Source organism: Kribbella sp. NPDC050124, from assembly GCF_044460355.1.
GTDB lineage: Bacteria > Actinomycetota > Actinomycetes > Propionibacteriales > Kribbellaceae > Kribbella.
The window spans coordinates 37,497-57,816 of record NZ_JBITJU010000011.1 but is presented as its reverse complement, the minus strand read 5'-3'; the positions used below and the strand labels follow the sequence as shown (position 1 = coordinate 57,816).

Below are 20,320 nucleotides of genomic sequence, written 5' to 3'. Positions count from 1 at the left end.
TGTCGGGCGGTCATGCCTAGCGCGATAGACGCCGTCGATGCAAGCACCCAAGGCAAGAACGATGAACGCACTTAGAACTAGGATTGAGTTATCCCAAATGACAGTAAGTGTCGCTAGCACACAGCCAATGGGTATCAAGAATGATGTTCGGAGGGGCTGGTAGCGCCAGCGCCAGGCGTTCCATGTCAACGCCACAGTGATGACGCTACCCGCTAGCAGCCACAACCAGTCGTTCTCAATGCTCACACTTTCTACCAGCCGTTCCTGAAGGACCTGTAGGCATAGTATCCCTGGATGCCGGCTCGGAAGGCGGAGCGGTATCGATGCCTCGAGACCGCGTGACGGAGTGACCGGTTGTGGCTTATGAAGGCACGGTGGTTGCCCCTTCGCTTGTAGGTCCACCGCCAGATCTTCCTCGCGCCGCTCTTGCCGTGGCGCACTACGCTCTTGTAGTTGCGCACGGCCTTGAACCGCAAGGTAATGGCGTCCCAGCCGAAGCTCTTCAAGGCGCTCCGTCCGCTTACCCGCCTGCCGTTGTCATCGCCCTTTCGGTACTTGTAGTAGTTCCACGCGCCACTTGCCGCGACGGCGCCGATGGTTGCGGCTGCACACAGGCCGGCGGTCGCAATGATGCACGCACCGGCTGCGACGATGCCTGTCACTGTTGCGGCCCGTTTCCAGAACTTCCTCCAGCTCCACCGGCCGTCCAGATCTACGTTGTTGATGGGGTCGCTGGGATATGTGTATGCGTTGGCGTTTCCGCCTTCGACTGGGTCGGTGCTGGTGAACAGGCCCGTGGCGCGGTTGTAGAGGCGTACGCCCATCAGGGTCAGGCCGGCGCCGCTGGCGGCGCGTTGCTTGGCTCCGAGCCACCCGTAGGAGACGGTGCCTGTGCTGGCGGTCTCGGTGATGGGGTTGCCGTACTCGTCGAAGCTGTTCCAGCCGGCGATCGAGGTGGCGGGCGCTCCGGCCGAGGGCAGGTCGACGGTGGTCACAACGTCGCCGTGGTTGTTGGCCAGCGTCAGGTCGGCGTTGCCGGTGTGCTCGACGGTGAGGGACAGGTCGCCGCCGATGAGTTCGGCGTACCTGGTCAAGGAGGTGCCTTCGGTGACCCAGGTGGGGTTGTCGCCGCTGTCGGTGTAGTGGCGGGTTTTCTGAGTGGTGCCGGAGCCGGTGGTGATGGATTCGATAGCCCGCCGGTCGGCAGCATCGAGGGTGAGCGTGGTGGTGGTTCCGCCCTGCGCGATGGACCGCGCGAGGTCGTTGTCGTAGTAGCCCAGCGTGACGTTCCCGTCAGCCGGCTTCGGCGCGTCCGACGCCGGCAGGGTGGTGGTGCGGCCGAGCGCGTCGTAGGTGTAGGCGCCGGTGCCGTTGGCGCCGGTGATGGGCCGGTCGGCGGTGTCGAAGGCGCGGGTTGTGGTGGTGGCGCCGGTGGTGGTGCAGACGCCGTCCGGTCCGGACGTAGCCGAGCTCTTGGTGAGGCGGTTGTCGTTGGCGTCGAAGCCGTAGGTGCGGGTGATGCAGGGTGTGGCGGTGGGGTCGGTGATGTCGACTCCGGCGGCGGTGGCGGTGCGGTCCTTGACGGTGACGAGCCGTCCGGCGGTGTCGTAGCTGTAGGAGCGGTCGTAGGGGATGGCGTCACCAGGGTCGCTGCCGGCGGGTCCGGTGAAGGCGGCGCCGTCGGGGGTCCATTCACGCGCCACCTTGCCGGTGATGTCGTTGTCGATCGACCAGGACAGCCAGCCGCCGTTGGGGTCGACGGTCGTACTGCCGTCTTCGTTCTGGGTGGTGACCTGGCCGGTGTAGCGCAGGCCGACCGGATCGCCGGCGGTGTCGGTGTCGTTGTGCTGGGTGACGCCGCCGGGCAGTTTCTGGGTGGTCATCGACCCGTCGGCGTCGTAGCCGCCGACCGATGTCCAGGTGGCGCCGGCGGTGGTGACGTCGACCTTGGTCGCCAGGCCGCGGCGTTCTTGCTGGCCATTGGCGTCGGTGCCGTCATAGGTGTAGACGGTGGAGCCGTTGGCGTCGGTGACGGTCTTGGTGCGGCCGGCGGCGTCGTAGACGGTCGTGGTGGCCGTTTCGCCGGACGGCTGGTAGCTGGTTTGGCGGCCCCAGGTGTCGTAGCCGGTCGTGATGGTGCCGACTGTCACGCCGTTGGTGTCCTTCGCGGTCACCACGGTCGGTTGCCCGGTGGCGGGGTCGTAAGTGGTGAGCTTCTCGGTGTTCGGCGTCGACCCGGTTAGTCCGTTGACCGTGGTCTTGGTCGAGGCGGTGCGACCGTCGGTCAGGTAGGTCGTGGTGGTGGTGCGGGTGACCGTGCCGGAGGTTTCAGTGATGGTCTTCGGCGCAAGCAGGTGGGTGAACGCCGATGTCGTTGTCGACGGCAGGGTCGGGCCGGAGCTCGGCGCTGCGGCCGGGTAGGTCTTACAGACCAGGCCGGCCCACTCCGGCTTCGCCCCACACACGGGGTGGGTCGCGTTGGCGGCCGCGGTGTAGTACACGGTCTTGGTGGTGCCGGCGTCGGCGCCGTTCGACGCGGGTTGGCGGGTTTCGATGACGCGACCCTCGGCGTCGTAGCGGGTGAGTTTCACGATGTCGCCGGCGCTGTTGGTCCCGTCGAGGTCGAGGTCGGTGATGGTCTTGCCTGGCTGGCCCTTGCCCCAGCCGTCGGCGTCGCCGGCCTCTGGTGGGCCGTAGTCGGTCAGGGCCTGGCCGGTGGTCTCGAGATCGGTGCCGGTGCCCGGGTCGTGCGCGTAGGAGGTTTCGGTGGTGGCGAGCCGGTACGGCAGCGACGTGTCCGGGTTGATCCCGGCGTTCGGGGCACCCTGGTCGTAGGTGGTGTGGGTGTGCGGCCGTACCCACGCGACGGTGCCGTCCTTGAGCGCTGCCCAGCGGGCGGGGCTGTAGGTGTCGGTGACCAGGGTCCCGGCCGGGGTCAGCACGGTGTCGCCGGCGGCGTTCTTGATGTCGGGGTTGTACACGGTGACGGTGGCGAGCTGGTCGACGGTCGCACCCGCGGGCATCGCGTTGTCGATGACCGCGCGCAGCGCGCGTTCGTCGAGTTCGCGGATCGTGTTGCCTTGGGCGTCGTAGTCGGTGGCGGTGTATTGCCAGTTCCCGGCGCCGTACTTGGCGGTGTTGACGGTGTAGCCGGCGGCGTCGGTGTACTGCAGGTCGGCGTACTCCCAATCACCCGCGCCGGGGGCCCCGGTGAGCGGGTGGTCCGGGCCGAAGACCGCGTATCCGCTGGTCGGGACGGTCTTCTGGTTCCAGCGCGCCACCGAGCCGGCGGTCAGGTCCGGGAGGCCGGCGCCGGACAGCGGGATGTCGTAGACGTACTTGCCGAGGGTGGCGGTGCCGCCGGCCGGGTCACCGGCGGGCCGGGCCCGGGTGACAGTGTCGAGTTTCTCGCGGCCGTCGACGGTGACGTAGTTGAACTGGTAGGCGACCTGACCGGCGGGTTTGATCGAGGTCAGGTCGTTGCCGGCGTTGTAGGTGTACTCCGTCGACAGGCCGGACCGCGGATCGGTGACCTTCGTGAGGCGGGCGTCGATGTCGTAGGTGTAGGCGGCGACCTGGATCGACTCCATCCCGGGTGCCGGCTGACCGTTGACCAACTTGTCGGGGTTGTAGATGTCCAGCCAGGCCTGGCTGATCCGCACCTTCGTGGCGCCGATCGTGACGTAGCTGAACCGCAGCGCGCGGCAGCCGGCGTTCATCCCGGTCAACGGGTTCGCCGGGTCGAAGGTGCCGCAGGTGACGCCGGGCGGGGCGGGCGCGAGGATCCGCACCACGCGGCCGGTGCCGTCGTAGGAGAACGTGGTCTTGCCCGCGACACCGGGCTCGGAGATCCCGTCCGGCCGGAACTCGGCCGCGGCGTCCGCGGCCGGCGCCGCCGGGAGTTTCCAGGTGGTGACGGTGCCGTCGTCCTCGGTGTAGGACAGCACCGTGTTGATCCCGCTACCGGTGACGGTCAGGCGCGATCCATCCAGTTCGGTGTCGGCGTCGGCCGGGACCCAGTCCCCGGTCGCGAACGTCTCGGTGGTGCGACGATCACCGGACGGTGATTCGAAGATCAGGCTGGTGCCGTCGCCGTCCATCAACACCAGGGTGCCGTCGAGTCGGGTGGAGTCGATCACCTGCATCCCGGCCGCGCCGGAGTCGGCGCCGTCGAACTGGGTGCTCCAGCCGTCCCCGAACACGTTGTAGATCGGGGTCCGCGGCGTCTCGTAGGTCATGTGCGACCGGGAGATCGACAGGTCGCCGGTGTAGCCGGGCACCGAGATGTCGGTCGCCGAGGCATTGAACTCACCTGTGAACAGCGCCACCTGCCCCGGCCCGGCGTCGCTGGTCGGGAACCCGTTACCGAAGGCATGCGGCAGCCGCTGCACCGTGGTGTCCGGGGTCTGCGACCACGTGCACTGCGGCGTGCTGCCGTAGGTGAGACAGACCTGGATGTCGAGCTTGACCGGGACCCGCTCGTCCAGCTGGGTGGGCTGCACACCTGCAGTGTCGGGGTCGGAGTCCAGGAAGTTGTCGGTCTTGGCGTTGTTGGTATCCCACGTCGTGTTCACGACCACGCCGCCGGCGCCGTTGTCGGTGACCGGCAGCTCGGTGGGGTCTTCGTTCCAGCCGACCAAGTCGTCGGCGCCACCGTACCCCGAGACCCGCCACCGCACCTTCGCCGTCACCAACGGCGCCGTGCCCTTCGGCGGGCCGGAGGCGGTGACCCGGACCGTGTCCGCGGTCGTGATCCTCGGGTTGGCGGTCGGCGACGTCAGCGCCGTGCCGCCCCATCCGAAGGCGTGGGTCTTGACCGGGGACAGGTTGCCGGCCGGGGTCTCGGCGGTCGCGGTGATCGTGTGCAGCCCCGGCGTGTCCTTCGGGATCGTCACCGTTTTCTGCGCGATCGCCGGGTCGCTCGACGGGGTGATCTTCCACTGGCCCGCCACGCCGGTGTTCGACGTGATCGGTTGGCCGTCCACGGTGACCCGGACATAGCCGGGCGCGTTGTAACCGGTGCCGGTCGCGGTGATCGTGCACGTCACATCGCCGGCCGGCGGGGTGTCTTGCCAGGAGTTGTGCACGTCATAGGGCGCCGGGCACACCACCTGCGGTGCGGCCGGAACCGCCGCGCCGATCCGCAGCCGGGTCTGGTAGCTCGTCCACGGCCCGTCGACGCGGCCGTCGTTCGCCTTCGCCCGCACATACAGCAGCGTGTTGTCCGGCAGGTCCGCGGCCGGGCGGCACCCGGCCAGCGTGCCCGAGGCATACACCGACGACGTACACGTCCCCAGCAGGCTGAACGTCGGCCCGTCGCCAGTGAAGAACTCGAACACGTACCTCACCGTGTTGCCGTCCGGATCGGTCGCCTTGGTCTCCACCCACGGCCGCAGGCTCGCCGAGTACATGTACGACGCCTCGTTCGGCGCAGCGTAGGCAACCGCCTCCTTCGTCACGACCGTCGCCGGCGGGTTCGGCGGCCGGTTCCAGGTCAGCGAAATGTACGGATCCGCGGGACCTTCGGTGGCGTAGAACCGCTTCCACGCGTTCGCGTCCGCCTCGTTCGCCGCCTTCAACGCCACCCCCACCGTGGCGTCGGTCTGCCCGGACCAGTACTGCGCCAGCCCGGTCATCGGAATGTAGATCCGGTCCGCCGCACACCCCGTGAAGCCCTTCGCCGCCGACACCGAACCCCACACCTGCTGGCTCGTCACTGGCTGGTTCGTCCACCGGGTCTCCGTCGACGCCGGCAACGCCGCGTGCAGGTTCACCACCGTCGGCGTACAGGTCGTCGCGCCGTACTGCATGATCGACAGCTGGGCGTCGATGACGTCCTTGCCGTGGAACGACGCGCCCGGAAAGTTGAGGAACGACCGCTCGGTGGTGGTGCCGTTCTTGCCGGCGCGCAGATCCACCAGGCTCGACAAGTCATTGGGCCAGTCGGACTGGACGAAGGTGTCGAAGCTCGACATGACCGGCGTGTTCGCGTACGTCGGGTCGACGGTCGCCGGGAACACCCGCGCCGGGTCCAGGAACCACTTGGCGTCCGGCGCGATCACCAGCGTCGCCTGCCCCGGCGGCACCTGCTCGACCGTGACGTTCACGATTGCCTTGTTCACCGGGTCCTTGGTCGCGGGGTCGGTGACCGAATCCCACATGTACGCGACCGGGATCCGCGACCGTACGACGTTCTTGGCGTCGACGAACTCGATCGTGCCGTCGGCCGCGGTGCGGGCGGTCAGGCCCTTGGTGCGCAGCGGGATCCGCCACACCGGCGCCGTCGCCGGGCGCTGCTTGACGATGAAGTCGGCCTCGAACCCGGACCGGCGCGCGTCCAGCGTGAGGTCCACGCCCGGCTGCACCTCGGCGTAGGTCGCCTTCGTGCCGTCGATGGTCGGCTCCGGCAGCTTGAATGGTGCCAGCCACTCCACCTGGTGGCTCGATCCCGCCACTGCTGAGGCGAAGACACCACCGGTCGCGGTGTTGCGTTTGCCGAGCCGCAGGCCGAGCTTGTGACCCCGCGGCGCCACCGTCCCGTCCGTCCTCCTCTCCAGGGTCAGGTCGACCGGCTGCCACGCCCCGTTCGCGGCCTTGAACCGGATCGGCGCCGCGTGCGCCTCCGTGGTCATCGTGCCGTCCGGGTTCGCCCAGGTCGTCGACGTCTCCGACCGCATCGACTCCACCTCAACCCTGGAGCCCTGCGACCGCGCCGTCACCACCGCCGACACCAAGTCCGGCCGAGACGAGACCTTCGCCGCGGCTGGCTGCGGGTCCGCCACCGGGGCCGCTTGGGCAGGCTGCTGTCCCTCCAGCCCAGCCACCACCAAGGCCAACGCCATCACGGCGGCGACGATCCGCGGGAACTTCTGCACCCGGGCACGCTGACAACGATCCAGGACAAACACGACGATCCCCACCCCTTCGCCGGCCGGGACAAGCACCGGTGACTAGGCGGGTCACCGAGCTGGCCAGCGACCCGTACATCGTTAACCAACAGCGGGGCGTTACAGAACTGCAACAACCTGCAACTTCGCGCTGACCCATTGACTTCAGAACACGCCGAACTCGAACCGCGCACCGCAGGCCACTCAGCAACCAACTCGGCTGAACGCCGTCGATCGGACACCCGCTCGCCGGGCAGCGACGCGTCACCCAACGTGCATGGTGGCGCCAGGCCCAACATCACCACCAGGCGCTCACCGGGACTCATTTGCCGCTGGTGACACGCCTCTTGCCGGCCCCCAGAGAGGGTCGCAGCCGTCATCGACAAAATGTGGCGGCTGGTGACACGTTTCTTACCGGCTCCCGGACATGAACAATCACAAGGGTCAGCTGACCGTCACCGAGGGCACCGACTCCATCATCCGGATGGCGACGCTCGGCCCGGACGGTCCTACCGGCACCTTCGAGGACCGCCTCGGACCCATCGCGTGGTGACTCGACCGGACCAGCTGCCGGTGTAATCGGGTGGCCGGGGCGTCGCGGGTCGGAGAGGATGGCGGCATGCTGCTCCGACCCGCGACCGCCGGCGATTTCGCCTTCCTGACCGAGATGTTGCTGAAGGCATACAACTGGGACGGGACGCCATCGTTCGACCTCGACAAGCTGCGCGCCGAGGACAAGGCCTGGCGGTACGTCGGCGACTGGCCGCGCGCGACCGATTTCGGAGTGATCGCCGAGGTGGACGGGACGCCCGCCGGAGCCGCTTGGGCCCGCTGCTTCACCGCTGACCGCCCGGGCTACGGCTACGTCGCCGACGATGTCCCCGAGCTCTCACTCGGAGTCTCCGCTGCCTTCCGCCGCCGCGGGATCGCGCGGGCCCTGATGACCGAGCTGATCCGGGTCTCGCCGTACCCGAAGCTCAGTCTCAGTGTCGACCCGAAGAACCCCGCGGCCGAGCTCTACCGCTCGCTCGGCTTCGAGAAGGTCGGCACGGTCGAGACTTCCGACACGATGGTGCTGGAGCACTAGCTGCCGGCGCCGAAGGGTGGGGTTGTTCGGTAGCGGCCTGGAGTGGTGCCGACCAGGTTGCTGAAGGCGGCGATGAAGCTGCTGGGATTCGACCAGCCGCAGGCGTGCGCGACGCGGGTCGTGTCATGTCCGTCGGCGAGCAGGACGAGCGCGTGACAGACGCGCAGCTGGGTGCGCCACTCGTAGAACGTCATGCCGAGCTCGTCGTGGAACAGCCGGCTGAGCGTGCGGGCACTGGCTCCGACCCGCCGCCCGATCACGGCCAACGCGGTGTTGTCCGCGGGGTCTTGGTAGAGCAGTTCCGCAACGGCTCGCAGGCGATCGTCGCGAGGTTCCGGCAACTGCAGCGGCTGTTCCTGCGCTTCCTGAAGCTCGTCGACGAGGACTCGGCGGAGGCGGGTCTGGGCAGCGCGGTCACGCTGGTTCGGCCCGGTGAGCGTGAGCAGAACTTCGCGGGCGAGACCGGACACCATGAACACGGCCGGATGGTCCGGAACGTCGTGGTGCCCTAGTCGGTGCCGGTGCCGGTGCCGGTGCCGGTGCCGGTGGCGACCGGGCGGGACGGGTCGGTGATCCACTCCGACCACGAGCCGACGTACACGGTCGACGGGATGCCGCTGACCTCCAGCGCCAGTGCTTCGTGGGTCGCCGTGACTCCTGAGCCGCAGTAGACGCCGACCTGAGTGGATTCGTTCGCCCCGAGCTTCTCGAAGCGTTCGCGGAGCTCGTCGGCCGGGAGGAAGCGCCCGGATTCGTCGACGTTCGCGGTGGTGGGTGCGTTGACGGCGCCCGGGATGTGGCCGGCGACCGGGTCCATCGGCTCGACCTCACCGGCGTACCGCTCCGGCGCCCGCGCATCCAGCAGTACGCCGGTCGCGGCAACGTCGGCCGCGCCGTCGGCGTTCAGCAGCGGGATGTGTCCGGCGGTCGCGATGAACGAACCGTCCCCGTCGGCCGGGACCTCGGTGGTCACCTCTCCCCCGGCCGCCTGCCATGCCGCGAGTCCCCCGTCGAGCACGCGGACGTCACGCACGCCGAAGTACCGGAAGATCCACCACGCCCGCGCCGCAGCCGTCGAGTTGGCCGCGTCGTAGACGACCAGCGGAGTGCTCGGGCCGACACCGGCACGGCGCAGCGCCGCGGTCACGGTGGTTGCTGCGGGCAACGGGTGGCGGCCGCCGGGCCCGGGCGGTCCGGCGAGCTCGGTGTCCAGGTCGACGAAGTAGGCGCCGGGGAGGTGGCCGGCGTCGTACGACTCCTTGCCGGGCGGGCCCGCGAGGTTCCAGGTCGTGTCGATCAGCACCGGGCGCTCAGCCAGGGCGCGCAGCTCTTCGACGGTGATCAACGGGCTGGTCATGATGCGGCTCCTCCGAACGGCAGTACCTCAGGTGACAGTGTGGCGCGGGCGCGGGCCTGGGTGAGCCGGCGCCGGTGGTGCCGCCGGCACAGCACCTCGTACGCGACCTCGTGGTCCTGCGTCACGATGTCGCCGACCACCAGTTGCTCGCCCTCCGTCACCATCTCCCCACCGATCGTACGGGCGTTGTGCGTGGCCCGTTCACCGCACCAGCACAATGCCTCGACCTGTAGCAGTTCCATCTTGTCCGCAAGCTCGACCAACCGCGCCGAACCGGGGAACAACGTGGCCCGGAAGTCGGTCAGGATGCCGAAGGCGAACACGTCGATCTGCAGCTCGTCGACCAGCCGGGCCAGCTGCTCGATCTGCAGCGGGCTGTAGAACTGCGCCTCGTCGCACACCACGTAGTCGATCCGGCCACCGTGCGTCAGCTCGCCGACGACGTACTCCCAGAAGTCGAACTCGGGCCGGACCTCGATCGCCTGCGCCGCCAGCCCGAGCCGGGACGAGAGCACCGACTCACCGGCCCGGTCGTGGCTGGTGAAGATCCGGCCGAGCCGGCCCCGGGCCTTGTGGTTGTGGTCCATCTGCAGGGCGAGGGTGGACTTGCCGCAGTCCATGGTCCCGGTGAAGTAGAGCAGCTCAGCCACGGGCGATCATCCTGCCAAGTCAGCGGACCACCCCGCACCTCGGGGTGGCGCGTCGTACCAGGTCGGTACCGTTCCCGGGGGTCGGCTTGGGTTCTGAGCCTCCGTCCGGTTTGAATGGATCGTGCGCAAAGCTCTGGTCCTGCTCCTCGCGGCCTGCCTGATGACCGCGTCCGCCACTCTTCCGGCGGCCGCCGTGCCGGAACGCGCCGAGGCGGGACTCCGGGCGTACTTCGTCATCACCGAGCCGAAGCAGACCGCCAAGGTCACCGCGGCGATCGCCTCGAACGGCGGCACCGTCTACGCGACGTACGACGCTATCGGGGTGGTCGTAGCGCACTCGAGCGCGGCCGACTTCGCAACCAAGATGCGCGGCGTCGAGGGCGTCCAGAAGGCGGGCGCCACCCGGACGTCGGACCTTCCCGCCGACATCGGCGCCCCGGCGATCCCGGCCCAGGTCCCCGAGACCCCGAGCGCGACGCCGGAGACCGACCGGCCGGACATGGCCCAGATCGGCGCCGACCGCGCCTGGGACAAGAACCCGGGCGCCAAGACCATCACCGTCGGCGTGCTCGACACCGGCGTGGACGACCAGCACCCGGACCTGAAGGCGAACTTCGACGCCACCAAGTCAGCCTCCTGCGCCTACGGCAAGGCCGACACCCGGCCCGGCGCGTGGCGGCCGGTCGGTGAGCACGGCACGCACGTGGCCGGCACGATCGCGGCTGCCCGTAACGGCACCGGCATGATCGGGGTCGCGCCCGGCGTGAAGTTCTCGTCGATCCGGGTCGCCGAGGCCGACAGCCAGCTGTTCTTCCCGGAGAACACCGTGTGCGCGTTCATGTTCGCCGCCGACAAGGGCGTGTCGGTCACCAACAACAGCTACTACACCGACCCGTGGCTGTTCCTGTGCCCGTCGGACCCGGACCAGGACGCCATCGCGGAGGGGGTACGGCGCTCGGTCGCGTACTCGGAGTCCAAGGGCGTGGTGAACATCGCCGCGGCCGGCAACGAGGACTACGACCTGGCCGACAAGTCCGAGGACGACACCAGCCCGAACGACTCCACCCCGGCGCTGCGGACGGTGACCAACGACTGTTTGAGCCTGCCGACCGAGCTGCCGAGCATGGTCGTGGTCGCCTCTGTCGACGCTGCCGGGGCGAAGTCGCGGTTCTCCAACTTCGGCGAGAACAAGATCAACGTCGCGGCCCCCGGGGAGAACGTCTACTCGACCGTCCCGGGCGGCGGCTACCAGTCGCTGAGCGGGACGTCGATGGCCGCGCCGCACGTCGCCGGGGTCGCGGCGCTGCTCCGCAGCCTGAACCCCAAGGCGACGCCGGCGGAGGTTCGCGGCCAGCTCGCCCAGCAGGCGAACGACCTGGCCTGCCCGCCGGGCTCGTCTGGTGAGTGCATCGGCACGCAGGCGAACAACTCGTACTACGGGGAGGGCATGGTCGACGCCGCCGAGGCAGTCGGCGCCGCGGCCGCTCAGCCGAACGGCGCGATCTCGATCACCAAGCCGTCCGATCAGCTCGGGGTCGGCGGCCTGCCGGCGATTCCGCTGCTGATGAAGGGAACCGGCGGGTCCGGCGAGGTCAGCTACTCGGCGACCGGGCTGCCGCCGGGCCTCGAGATCGACGCCGAGCGCGGCTGGATCACCGGCGTCCTCACCCCGGGCGCCGGGCGCTACAAGGTGACAGTCATCGCCCGCGACGGCGAGGCGAAGACCGCCGAGACCACGTTCTTCTGGAACGTCTGGAGTTTCTAGACCCCTGGGTCGACCAGCAGCGGGATCGCCATCTCGTCGTCGGTCAGCGAGCCGTGCAATCCGATCAGCCCGGCCTCCTGCGGGTAGCGCCGGCTCGCGACCAGGGCGACCGGACCGAGGGACGCCACCACGACATCGCCGAGCCGGGGCGAGACGCGATCCTCGACTCCGCCGAACCACCCGAGCTCGACGGCCTCCTCCCGGCTGAGCACGAGCGCCTTCTCACCGAGCCGCTCCCGGTACGTCGCCACTACGTCGGCCTCGGCGCCGTCGACGCAGTACAGGTGCCGGAAGCGCGACTCGCCGCCGATGAGCCGGAGCCCGTCGGTCAGGGCGGGCTCCGCGTCGAGGTCGACCCGGTCCTCCGGCGCGACGTCGACCATGCCGTGGTCGGCGACGACGACCAGTACGGCGTCCCGCGGCAACGCCGAGCGCACCTGGGAAGCGAACAGGTCGGCGGCGGCCAGCTCCTTGCGCCACTGCCAGGAGTCGCTGCCCTGGTTGTGGCCGGTGTAGTCGAGCTGGGAGTCGTACACGTAGACCAGCGACGACTTGCCCTCCCGGCTGGCGAAACGCGTCGCGTCCAGCCGGTCCTCGACCGTGTCTGCACCGCGATGCGCACTCCCCCGGAACGCCGCAGCCGTCAGCCCCGACGTGTCGAAGCGCGCCTTGCTCACGTTGCGGGTCGCCACACCGGACGCCGCGATCCGCTCGAACACGGTGCCGTGCGGCTGCCACCGCCGCGGGTCCACCGGCGCATCCCACGCCAGCGCGTTGAGCAGCGCTCCGGACTCGGGCACGATCGACGTGTAGCCGACGATGCCGTGCGCACCCGGAGGCAGGCCGGTCCCGAGACTGGTCAGACTGACCGCGGTCGTTGACGGCACCCCAGCCGTGAGGCTGCGCCCTGTCGGCAGCAGCGACGCCAGGTACGGCGCGACGTCCGCGTGCCGCTGCAGTAGGTTCCACCCCAGTCCGTCGAGCAGCAGTACGGCGTACCGGGGGGCCGGCGGGAGACCGAGAACGTTCTGCTCACCGGGAACCGACAACGCGCCGGCCACCGAGGGAAGCACGTCGGCGAGCGCCCCACCGCCGTATTGCGGGCGCACCGGTGTCAGCATCGCACTACCGGCTGGTGGCGAACGACAGCGCCTGCGCGAAGTCGAGCACCTGCTGGATGCCGGCCGGACCGTCCGCGGCCGCGCTGATCCGCAACGAGATGTCGTCGGCCGCGACCGATCCGGTGTAGCCGTGGTCGGCCTCGCAGTTCGGGTCGGCGCACACGGCCGGCTCGAGGTCGATCCGGTTCACCATCCCCCAGCCGATCGTCAGCACCACCTCACCGCCACCGGCCACCGCCGGGTCGGCCTTGCCTGAGGCGTAGCCGGCCGGGTTCGGTACGACGCGGTTGACCACCACCGCGTTCACCCGGTGCAGCGGGATCGCCTCGGTGGAGGTCGACGCGTACGGCGCGCGGATCAGCTCGTCGGCAGCGTGCTCGTCGGTGTGCCCGACGATCAGCCGGGTCGGCGTCAGCGCCAGGATGGTGATGTGCCGCCGGACCTCGTCGCGGTCGAAGGTCGGCTCGTGCTGCAGCACGAACGAGGTGATCGGTTCGCCCGCGATCGCGACCGCGAGCGAGTCCGTCACGACGTCCGGGTAGTAGCCGCACCGGTCGATCGCCTCGCGCAGGGCGGAAGATACATCCGCGAGTTCGGGCACATTCAGGTCACGCATGCCCTCATCCTTGCACGATCCGGTGCAAGCGCGATTCCACCTTGTGGACAACCGCGATCACTTCGCACTTGCCTTCCGCAGCACCGGCGCCCCGGCCGCTCCGGCGACCGCGACCAACACGAGCCCGGCCACCACCTGCCCGATCAGCACGAGCAGGCCGGAATTCCCCTCGGTGATCACCCTTCCACCGCTCACCGCCAGCCCGCACAGCGCGCCGAACCCGACGACCGGCAGCCCGACCGCAACCACCGGTACGACGGCCGCCAGCCGAGCCGACCGCTCGATCACGGACAGCGGTACACCGGACCGCCGCAGCGCACGGGCGGGTGCTGCCTGGTCCAGCGCCGTACCGACTGCTCCGGCTGCGGTCGAGGCGGCCACCGTCAAGAACACCAGCGCCAGCAGCAACACGACGCCGATCCGCAGGTCTTGGTACGTCGGGTCGTCGTCACCGGGCGGCATGAACACCGACATGAAGCCGGTGACGAAGCCACTCAGCACCAGCGCGGCCACCGGGCGGAACGCACCCTTCGGGTCGTCGACCAGCCGCCGGCCGGCCAGGAGCATGACCGGTCCGTTGGCGAGGTTCGCGAGGATCCTGCCGATCACCTGCACCGCCCACGGCCCGATCACCCGTACGGCGAGCGCGGCCAGACCGACCCCGATCAGCACCGGGAGGAGTCCGGTCTGCATGCCGTAATACGCCAGCACGACCGGTCCGATCACCAGGAAGACCAGCCGCAACGCGCTGGTCGCCTTGCGGGTCTGGCCGCGGACGACCCCGAGCGGGGTGATGCTGACTCGCCCCAGGCCGATGAGGGCACTGATCACCGAGAGCACGGGCACGGCGGCCAGCACGATGAGCACTGTCCACCAGTTGACGGTGATGTCGGAGAGGAACCACCTGCCACCGCCGAGCGGGATGCGTGCGATGAGTGGAGTCAGGGCGGTGTAGCCGACCAGACCGACGATTGCACCGGCCACGCCGAGGACTGCCTGCTCCACCGAGCTCAACCACAACACCTGCGTCCTGGTGGCGCCTGCGAGGCGCAGTGCGGCCAGGCGGTGCTCACGACGCTTCGCAGCGACTCCTGCAGCTTGGCCGACGAGGCTGAGGATCGGGAACAGCACCAGAGTGATGCCCAAGGCAACTGCCATCAGCAGACCGAGCATCCGGCTGTCCATCACGTTCTCGTGCCAGCTGGCGACGTACTGCGGGTGCTCGCCCACGGCACCTGGAGAGACTCCGCGGATGAGCACCAGCTCTTCTGGTGACGACAGGCCCTTGTCGGTGATCACGCCGGTCGGCTGCTCGCCGCCGTACTCCTTGCTGATGCTCGACCAGTGCTTGGCGAGCTCGGGTGACACGAAGAGCTCCCCCGGCTTGGGAGTGTGGTCGAGACCGGGTGGTGGCGGCAGCTCGTTGGGTCGCAGCGTCGCGAGGTCGACGCGGAGCATCGGACGGCCGTCGACCCTCAGGTCGTCCTCCTGTTTGATCGCGCCGATCGCGGTGGCGGGGTCGGCCTTGTCGCCGCTGCGCCAGCCGATCCGATCCGAGCGGTGGACCAGACCGAGCGACCCGGCGATCAGGAACGTGACCAGGAGCGCCACGACGGCGGTAGCGCCGAGCGCGGCGAGGTTGGCCGCGCGGCCACCCGGACCGGGCCGGCGAACGAACCGGAGACCGAGGTCCGTCATCGGGTTCATCGGCCGGCTCCCAGTGACTCGCTGACTCGGCCGTCGACGATTGTCAGCACGCGCTGGCAGCGGGCGGCGACGGCGTTGTCGTGGGTGACGACGACCACCGCCGCGCCGCGGTGAGTGGCGGCGCCGACGAGCAGGTCGATGACCTGGGCGCCGGTAGCCGCGTCGAGTGCGCCGGTGGGCTCGTCGGCGAAGACCGCCTGCGGCTCACCGACCAGGGCGCGGGCGATCGCGACGCGCTGCGCCTGGCCGCCGGACAGCTCACCGGGCCGGCGACCCGCCTCCGCGGACAGACCGACCTGGGCTAGCATCATGCGGGCCCGTCCGATGGCGTCCCGCCGGCTCACACCGTCGACCATCAACGGCAGCGCCACGTTCTCGTCGGCGGGCAGCTCGGCGAGCAACTGGTTGTCCTGGAAGACGAAGCCGAGCCGACGGCGGCGCAGGACCGTGCGGGCGGCGTCGTTCAGCTTGTCGACTCGCTCACCGGCCAGCCAGACCTCGCCCTGATCCGGCGTGAGGATGCCGGCCAGGACGTGCAGCAGCGTGGTCTTGCCGTTGCCGCTTGGGCCCATGACTGCGAGGGCTTCGCCGGACCGTACGGCGACGTCCACACCGGCGAGACCGACGACGTCGCCGTAGTACTTGACCAGGCCGTGACCGCTGAGGACGACCTGCTGGGGACTCTGAAAGCTCATGGTGCTGAGCTTTCCGTGGCTCGGCCGACGGATCGTCGGCCCGCAGACCGGTCTTGCCGTCGCCTTCCGGAGTCGTTCGTCGGGTGCGCGTCGTACTGGAGTCGTACGTCAGCTGGTCCGGAAGGCTGACGGGTAGGCGTCGCGGTAGCTCGGGATGGTCCCGGCCGGGGTCTCGACCGTCTCGGCGTTGAGCATCGCGTGGACGACCGCGCGCGACAGCGTCCGCGCTCCGGCTGCGTAGACCGTCTCGAGCTGGCCGAGTGCAGTCGGGTCGGTGACGCTCAGCCGGGGCCGGTCGTCGTCGGGGACACGCGGCGAGAGCGCGAAGATGCTGTCGCCGTCGACCAGCGTATGGATCGGGTCGATCGCCCGGGCCAGACCGTCGTGCGCGATCATCGCCATCCGCTTGGCGGCCGCCTTGTCCAGCGGTACGTCGGTCGCGACCACCGCGATCACCGTGTTCGTCCCAGGACCGGGAATCAGGTTGCGGCCGGGTACGACGAGCGCCGGCTGCTCGGTGGGTGTGCGCAAGAACGCGAACTCGTCGCCGAGACCGTACCGTGCGCCGTACAGCCGACCGCGGTCGTCGATGGTCGAGCCGGCCGCGTTCACGATCACCAGCGCGCCCACCGTCGTACCGTCGTCGAGGCGGACGCTGGCCGAGCCGACGCCGCCCTTCAGCGACCGAGCCCGGGCCCCGGCGCCGGCCCCATGGTTGCCGAGAGCAACAGGCCCGCCGGTGGCGGCGGTGATCGCGTCGGCGCCCCAGGACGGCTCGGGCCGGGCCCGGAAATCACCACCACGGCCGAGGTCGAAGATCACCGCGGTCGGCACGATCGGTACGACGTCCCGCTCCCCCGGACCCACCCGCACCCCGAGGCCGCGATCCTCGAGCCACCGCATCACGCTCCCGGCAGTGTCCAGCCCGTACGCGCTGCCGCCACTCAGCACCACCGCATTCGCACCCGGGTTCGCATTCACCGGCTCCAGCAGATCCGTCTCCCGCGTCCCCGGCGCACCGCCACGAACATCCACCCCACCCACTGCCCCAGCCGGCACATGCACAACCGTCGTCCCCGTCAGGTACGGCGCCTCCACTCGCTCCACCTGCCCGACCAGAACCCCCGGCACATCGGTGATCGCGTTGTGCGGACCCGGTGTCATCGTCATGAGCACTGTCTAGCACCCCACCGAAATCCGGTTGCAGTCGTGGTTAGCGTGGAACGCATGAACGCTGATTTGCTCTGTGGTTTGCTGGCTGAGCCTTCGAGGCTGCGGACGTACTCCGCGGTTGTCCTCGGCGCCACCACTCCGGAGCAGGTTGCCGGAAGCACCGGGCTGAGTGCGCCCGTCGTACACAAGGCCTTGCAGCGGCTGGTCAAGGGCGGGCTCGTCTTCGACAGCGGCGGTGGGCTGCGGGCGGACGAGGGCGCGTTCAAGGACGCGGTGCGGGTGAGCCGGCCGGAGCGGGTGCCGCTCGACCCGGACCCCGATCGCGACGCCGTGCTCAAGTCGTTCATCCGGGACGGGCGGCTGACGCACTTCCCGACCATCCCGGCCAAGTTCCGGGTCGTCCTGGAATACCTCGCCGCCAACTTCGAGCCGGGCCGGAGCTACCCCGAGCCCGAGGTCAACGACATCCTCAACCGCTGGCACCCCGACCACGCAGCGCTGCGCCGCGAGCTGGTCGACGCCGGCCTGCTGAGCCGCGCGGACAGCATCTACGTCAGGTGAGGCGGCGGGCCGCGGTGTCCTGACGGGGCTTCTCGTTCGGGGCGATCCGGATGCAGGCGTCGAGGACGGTGGCGCCGTCGGCCCCGACCAGGACCGAGCGGAGGTCGAGCTTGACGACCTCCTCCAGGTCGAGGGTCAGCCGGGAGACTCGGTGCAGGAGGTTCTCGATCGCGGAGATGTCGACCGGGTCCGTGCCGCGGTAGCCGTAGAGCAGCGGCGCGGCCCGGACCTCACGCACCATCTCGGCGGCGTCGCGGGTGGTCAGCGGCGGCATCCGGTACGAGCGGTCGCCCAGCAGGTCGGTCGCGACCCCGGACAGGCCGAACGACACGACCGGACCGAACGACACGTCCTCCAACGCCGAGATCACCACCGGCACCCCGGGCGGAGCCATCTTCTGTACGACGAACTGCGCGCGCCCCGGGTCCGACGCGACCCCGAAGGTCTGGGTCATCTCGTCCCAAGCCTGGCGCATGTCGTCCTCGTCGTGGATGTGCCGCCAGATGTCGGCCAGGTCCGGGCGCATCCGCCACTGCTCGGCGGTGGCCTTGAGGATCACCTCGAAGCCGAGGTCGGCAGCCCGCTCGACGGCCTCGTCGGCGCTCTGCACCGGGAACGCCGGCAGCACCGAGATGCCGTAGAAGCTGAGCAGCAGTTGCCGGTCCGCGTCGTCCAGGTCCGCGCCATGCGGATGCCGTTGCAGGTACTCCGCGACGAAGTCCTCCGCTGGCCTGGTGTCGACGTCAGGCAGGTCCGGGATGTGGCTGTCGGACCGCCGCCGCCACTCGGCGTACTGCGTCGCCTTGGCCAGCGCGCCCACGGCGTACTGCGGGTTCAGGAACGACGGAATCGAACCACGGGCCGCGCCGCCGTCACCGTCCGGCACCCGGAGCTCCGCCGGCACACTGCGCGAGGCGAGGAAGGTGGACACGACCGGCTTGTCGGACCCAGCGGCTGCCGCGGCCAGCACCTGCGCGACCTCGGCGCCGTTGGACTGGACCGGTGGCGTGTAGATGACCACGACCGAGTGCACCCGGTCGTCGGCGAAGACCTCCGACAAGGCTGCTCCGAAGTCCTCCGCGGTCGCGTCGGCGCTCAGGTTGCGCGGCTCCCCCGCGACGTCCAGGCCGCAGCCGGCCATCGTGTCGAGCGCGAGCAGCGTCAGCGCGTCGGAGTTGCTGACGATCGCGACCCGGCGTCCCTTCGGCAGTGGCTGGTGCGCGAGCAGCTGGGCGACGTCGAAGAGCTCACCGGTGGTGTCGACGCCGATCAGGCCGCTCTGCCGGAACATCGACTCGACCGTTGCGGCCGGCAACTGGCTGCGCCGGACCATCTGCCCGAGCGGCACTCCCTGGGTGGCCCGGCCCGACTTCAGCGCGACCACCGGCTTGCGGCGGGCCAGCCGGCGCGACACCCGGCTGAACTTCCGCGGGTTGCCCAGCGACTCCAGGTACAGCAGGACGACCTCGGTCGACTCGTCGGAGTACCAGAACTGCATCAGGTCGTTGCCCGAGACATCGGCCCGGTTGCCCGCCGAGACGAAGCTGGACAGGCCCAGGCCACGGCGGACCATGTCGGCCAGGATCGGCACCCCGAGCGCACCGGACTGGCAGAAGAACGCCACCCGCCCCCGGCTTGGCATCAGCGGTGACAGCGTCGCGTTCAGCGACACCCCGGCCGCGGTGTTGATCAGCCCGAGCGCGTTCGGCCCGATCACCCGCATCCCGTACGACCGGGCCAGACCGGCCAGGTACCGCTGCCGCTTCCGCCCTTCGTCCCCGATCTCCGCGAACCCGCTCGACACCACGACCAGCCCGCGCACACCCTTGCCGGCGCAGTCCAGCACCACGTCGGCGACCATCTCAGCCCGTACGGCGACCACGGCCAGGTCGATCGTGTCGTCCACGTCCCGGATCGTCGGGTACGCCGGGACGCCCTCGATCTCGTCCGCGTCGGTGTCGGTGTTCACGGCGTACAGGCGACCGGTGAACCCGCCGTCGCGCAGGTTGCGCAGCAGCGCGTTGCCGATCGTCCCCTCCCGGCGGCTGGCGCCGATCACGGCGACCGCCGACGGGGCCAGCAGCCGCGCGATCGACAGCGCCTCGGACCGCTGCTCGCGGGCCTGCATCACACCGAACGAGGTGTCGGTCGGCGCGATGTCGAACTCGACCATGATTACGCCGTCCTCGAACTCGCGCGCGACCTTGTAGCCGGCCTCGGTGAAGACGGTGATCATCTTGCGGTTGTCCGGCAGCACCTCCGCGACGAACTGAGCGATGCCGTTCTCCCGGGCCGCCTGCGCCAGGTGCTCGAGCAGCAACTGGCCTAGGCCGCGGCCCTGGTGCGCGTCCTCGATCAGGAACGCGACCTCCGCGGTGCGGCGTCCGGTCCGCTCGTACCGCCCGACGCCGATCATCTCGCTGCCGACGGTGACGATCAGCGCCAGCCGGTCGTGGTAGTCGACCTGCGTGAACCTCGCCACATCGCGGTCGGACAGCTGTGGGTACGGGGCGAAGAAGCGGTAGTACTTCGAGCTGTCGGACACCCGCGCGTAGAAGGCGACCAGCAGGTCGGCGTCGTCCGGCGTGATCGGCCGCAGGTGCGCGGTGGCCCCGTCGCGCAGCACGACGTCCGCCTCGAACTCCGCCGGATATCCGGCAGGCGGCTGAGAGTCATACTGGTCCGGCGGCGTCACCCGGCC

At 69.8% G+C, this 20,320-nt stretch carries 14 protein-coding genes; 4 read left to right on the top strand and 10 right to left on the bottom strand.

The features are described 5' to 3' along the window. Nucleotides 1-251 precede the first annotated feature (251 nt). A complete protein-coding gene (locus ACIBL3_RS24680; RefSeq protein WP_396355892.1) occupies nt 252-6,875 on the bottom strand; it encodes an RHS repeat-associated core domain-containing protein in 6,624 nt (2,207 codons plus the stop codon). A 439-nt stretch (nt 6,876-7,314) separates the two neighbouring features. On the opposite strand from ACIBL3_RS24680, the gene ACIBL3_RS24675 reads away from it, so the two are divergent. Together ACIBL3_RS24675 and ACIBL3_RS24670 are read left to right on the top strand one after the other, a co-directional pair. After that, complete coding sequence (locus ACIBL3_RS24675; protein ID WP_396355891.1) at nt 7,315-7,440, top strand: hypothetical protein; 126 nt, start codon at nt 7,315-7,317, stop codon at nt 7,438-7,440. Nucleotides 7,441-7,506: 66 nt separating this feature from the next. Further along, nucleotides 7,507-7,974: a GNAT family N-acetyltransferase gene (locus tag ACIBL3_RS24670; protein ID WP_396355890.1), complete on the top strand. Its 468-nt coding sequence runs from the start codon at nt 7,507-7,509 to the stop codon at nt 7,972-7,974. Here the strand turns inward: ACIBL3_RS24670 and ACIBL3_RS24665 are convergent. The 3 genes from ACIBL3_RS24665 to ACIBL3_RS24655 are packed head-to-tail and all read right to left on the bottom strand — an operon-like array spanning nt 7,971 to nt 9,981. Further along, nucleotides 7,971-8,447, bottom strand: a complete 477-nt coding sequence (locus ACIBL3_RS24665) for a helix-turn-helix transcriptional regulator (RefSeq protein WP_396356103.1) — start codon at nt 8,445-8,447, stop codon at nt 7,971-7,973. The two genes, ACIBL3_RS24670 and ACIBL3_RS24665, sit on opposite strands and share 4 nt — an antisense overlap. 35 nt (nt 8,448-8,482) lie before the next feature. Continuing rightward, complete coding sequence (locus ACIBL3_RS24660; protein WP_396355889.1) at nt 8,483-9,331, bottom strand: sulfurtransferase; 849 nt, start codon at nt 9,329-9,331, stop codon at nt 8,483-8,485. Next, a complete protein-coding gene (locus tag ACIBL3_RS24655; protein ID WP_396355888.1) occupies nt 9,328-9,981 on the bottom strand; it encodes a thymidine kinase in 654 nt (217 codons plus the stop codon). Before ACIBL3_RS24655 ends, ACIBL3_RS24660 begins: the two co-directional genes overlap by 4 nt. A gap of 121 nt (nt 9,982-10,102) precedes the next feature. Between ACIBL3_RS24655 and ACIBL3_RS24650 the strand changes: the two genes are divergently transcribed. Beyond that, nucleotides 10,103-11,746: a S8 family peptidase gene (locus tag ACIBL3_RS24650; RefSeq protein WP_396355887.1), complete on the top strand. Its 1,644-nt coding sequence runs from the start codon at nt 10,103-10,105 to the stop codon at nt 11,744-11,746. Here ACIBL3_RS24650 and ACIBL3_RS24645 read toward each other — a convergent pair. From ACIBL3_RS24645 to ACIBL3_RS24625, 5 genes are all read right to left on the bottom strand, one after another. Then, a complete protein-coding gene (locus tag ACIBL3_RS24645; RefSeq protein WP_396355886.1) occupies nt 11,743-12,867 on the bottom strand; it encodes an alkaline phosphatase family protein in 1,125 nt (374 codons plus the stop codon). The two genes, ACIBL3_RS24650 and ACIBL3_RS24645, sit on opposite strands and share 4 nt — an antisense overlap. Before the next feature lie 4 nt (nt 12,868-12,871). Further along, nucleotides 12,872-13,483, bottom strand: coding sequence for a DUF5998 family protein (locus ACIBL3_RS24640; RefSeq protein WP_396355885.1), 612 nt, complete (start codon nt 13,481-13,483; stop codon nt 12,872-12,874). 57 nt (nt 13,484-13,540) lie between these two features. Beyond that, the gene (locus ACIBL3_RS24635) at nt 13,541-15,190 is read right to left on the bottom strand and encodes an FtsX-like permease family protein (RefSeq protein WP_396355884.1); all 1,650 of its coding nucleotides are present in this window, start codon (nt 15,188-15,190) and stop codon (nt 13,541-13,543) included. After that, entirely contained in the window at nt 15,187-15,885 is a 699-nt protein-coding gene (locus ACIBL3_RS24630) for an ABC transporter ATP-binding protein (protein ID WP_396355883.1), read from the bottom strand. The genes ACIBL3_RS24635 and ACIBL3_RS24630 overlap by 4 nt, the downstream gene beginning before the upstream one ends. A gap of 108 nt (nt 15,886-15,993) precedes the next feature. Next, a complete protein-coding gene (locus ACIBL3_RS24625) occupies nt 15,994-17,055 on the bottom strand; it encodes a P1 family peptidase (RefSeq protein ID WP_396355882.1) in 1,062 nt (353 codons plus the stop codon). A 57-nt stretch (nt 17,056-17,112) separates the two neighbouring features. On the opposite strand from ACIBL3_RS24625, the gene ACIBL3_RS24620 reads away from it, so the two are divergent. Then, a complete protein-coding gene (locus ACIBL3_RS24620; protein WP_396355881.1) occupies nt 17,113-17,619 on the top strand; it encodes a DUF2087 domain-containing protein in 507 nt (168 codons plus the stop codon). On the opposite strand, the gene ACIBL3_RS24615 is transcribed toward ACIBL3_RS24620, so the two are convergent. After that, a complete protein-coding gene (locus ACIBL3_RS24615) occupies nt 17,612-20,314 on the bottom strand; it encodes a GNAT family N-acetyltransferase (protein WP_396355880.1) in 2,703 nt (900 codons plus the stop codon). The two genes, ACIBL3_RS24620 and ACIBL3_RS24615, sit on opposite strands and share 8 nt — an antisense overlap. Between the last annotated feature and the right edge of the window lie 6 nt (nt 20,315-20,320).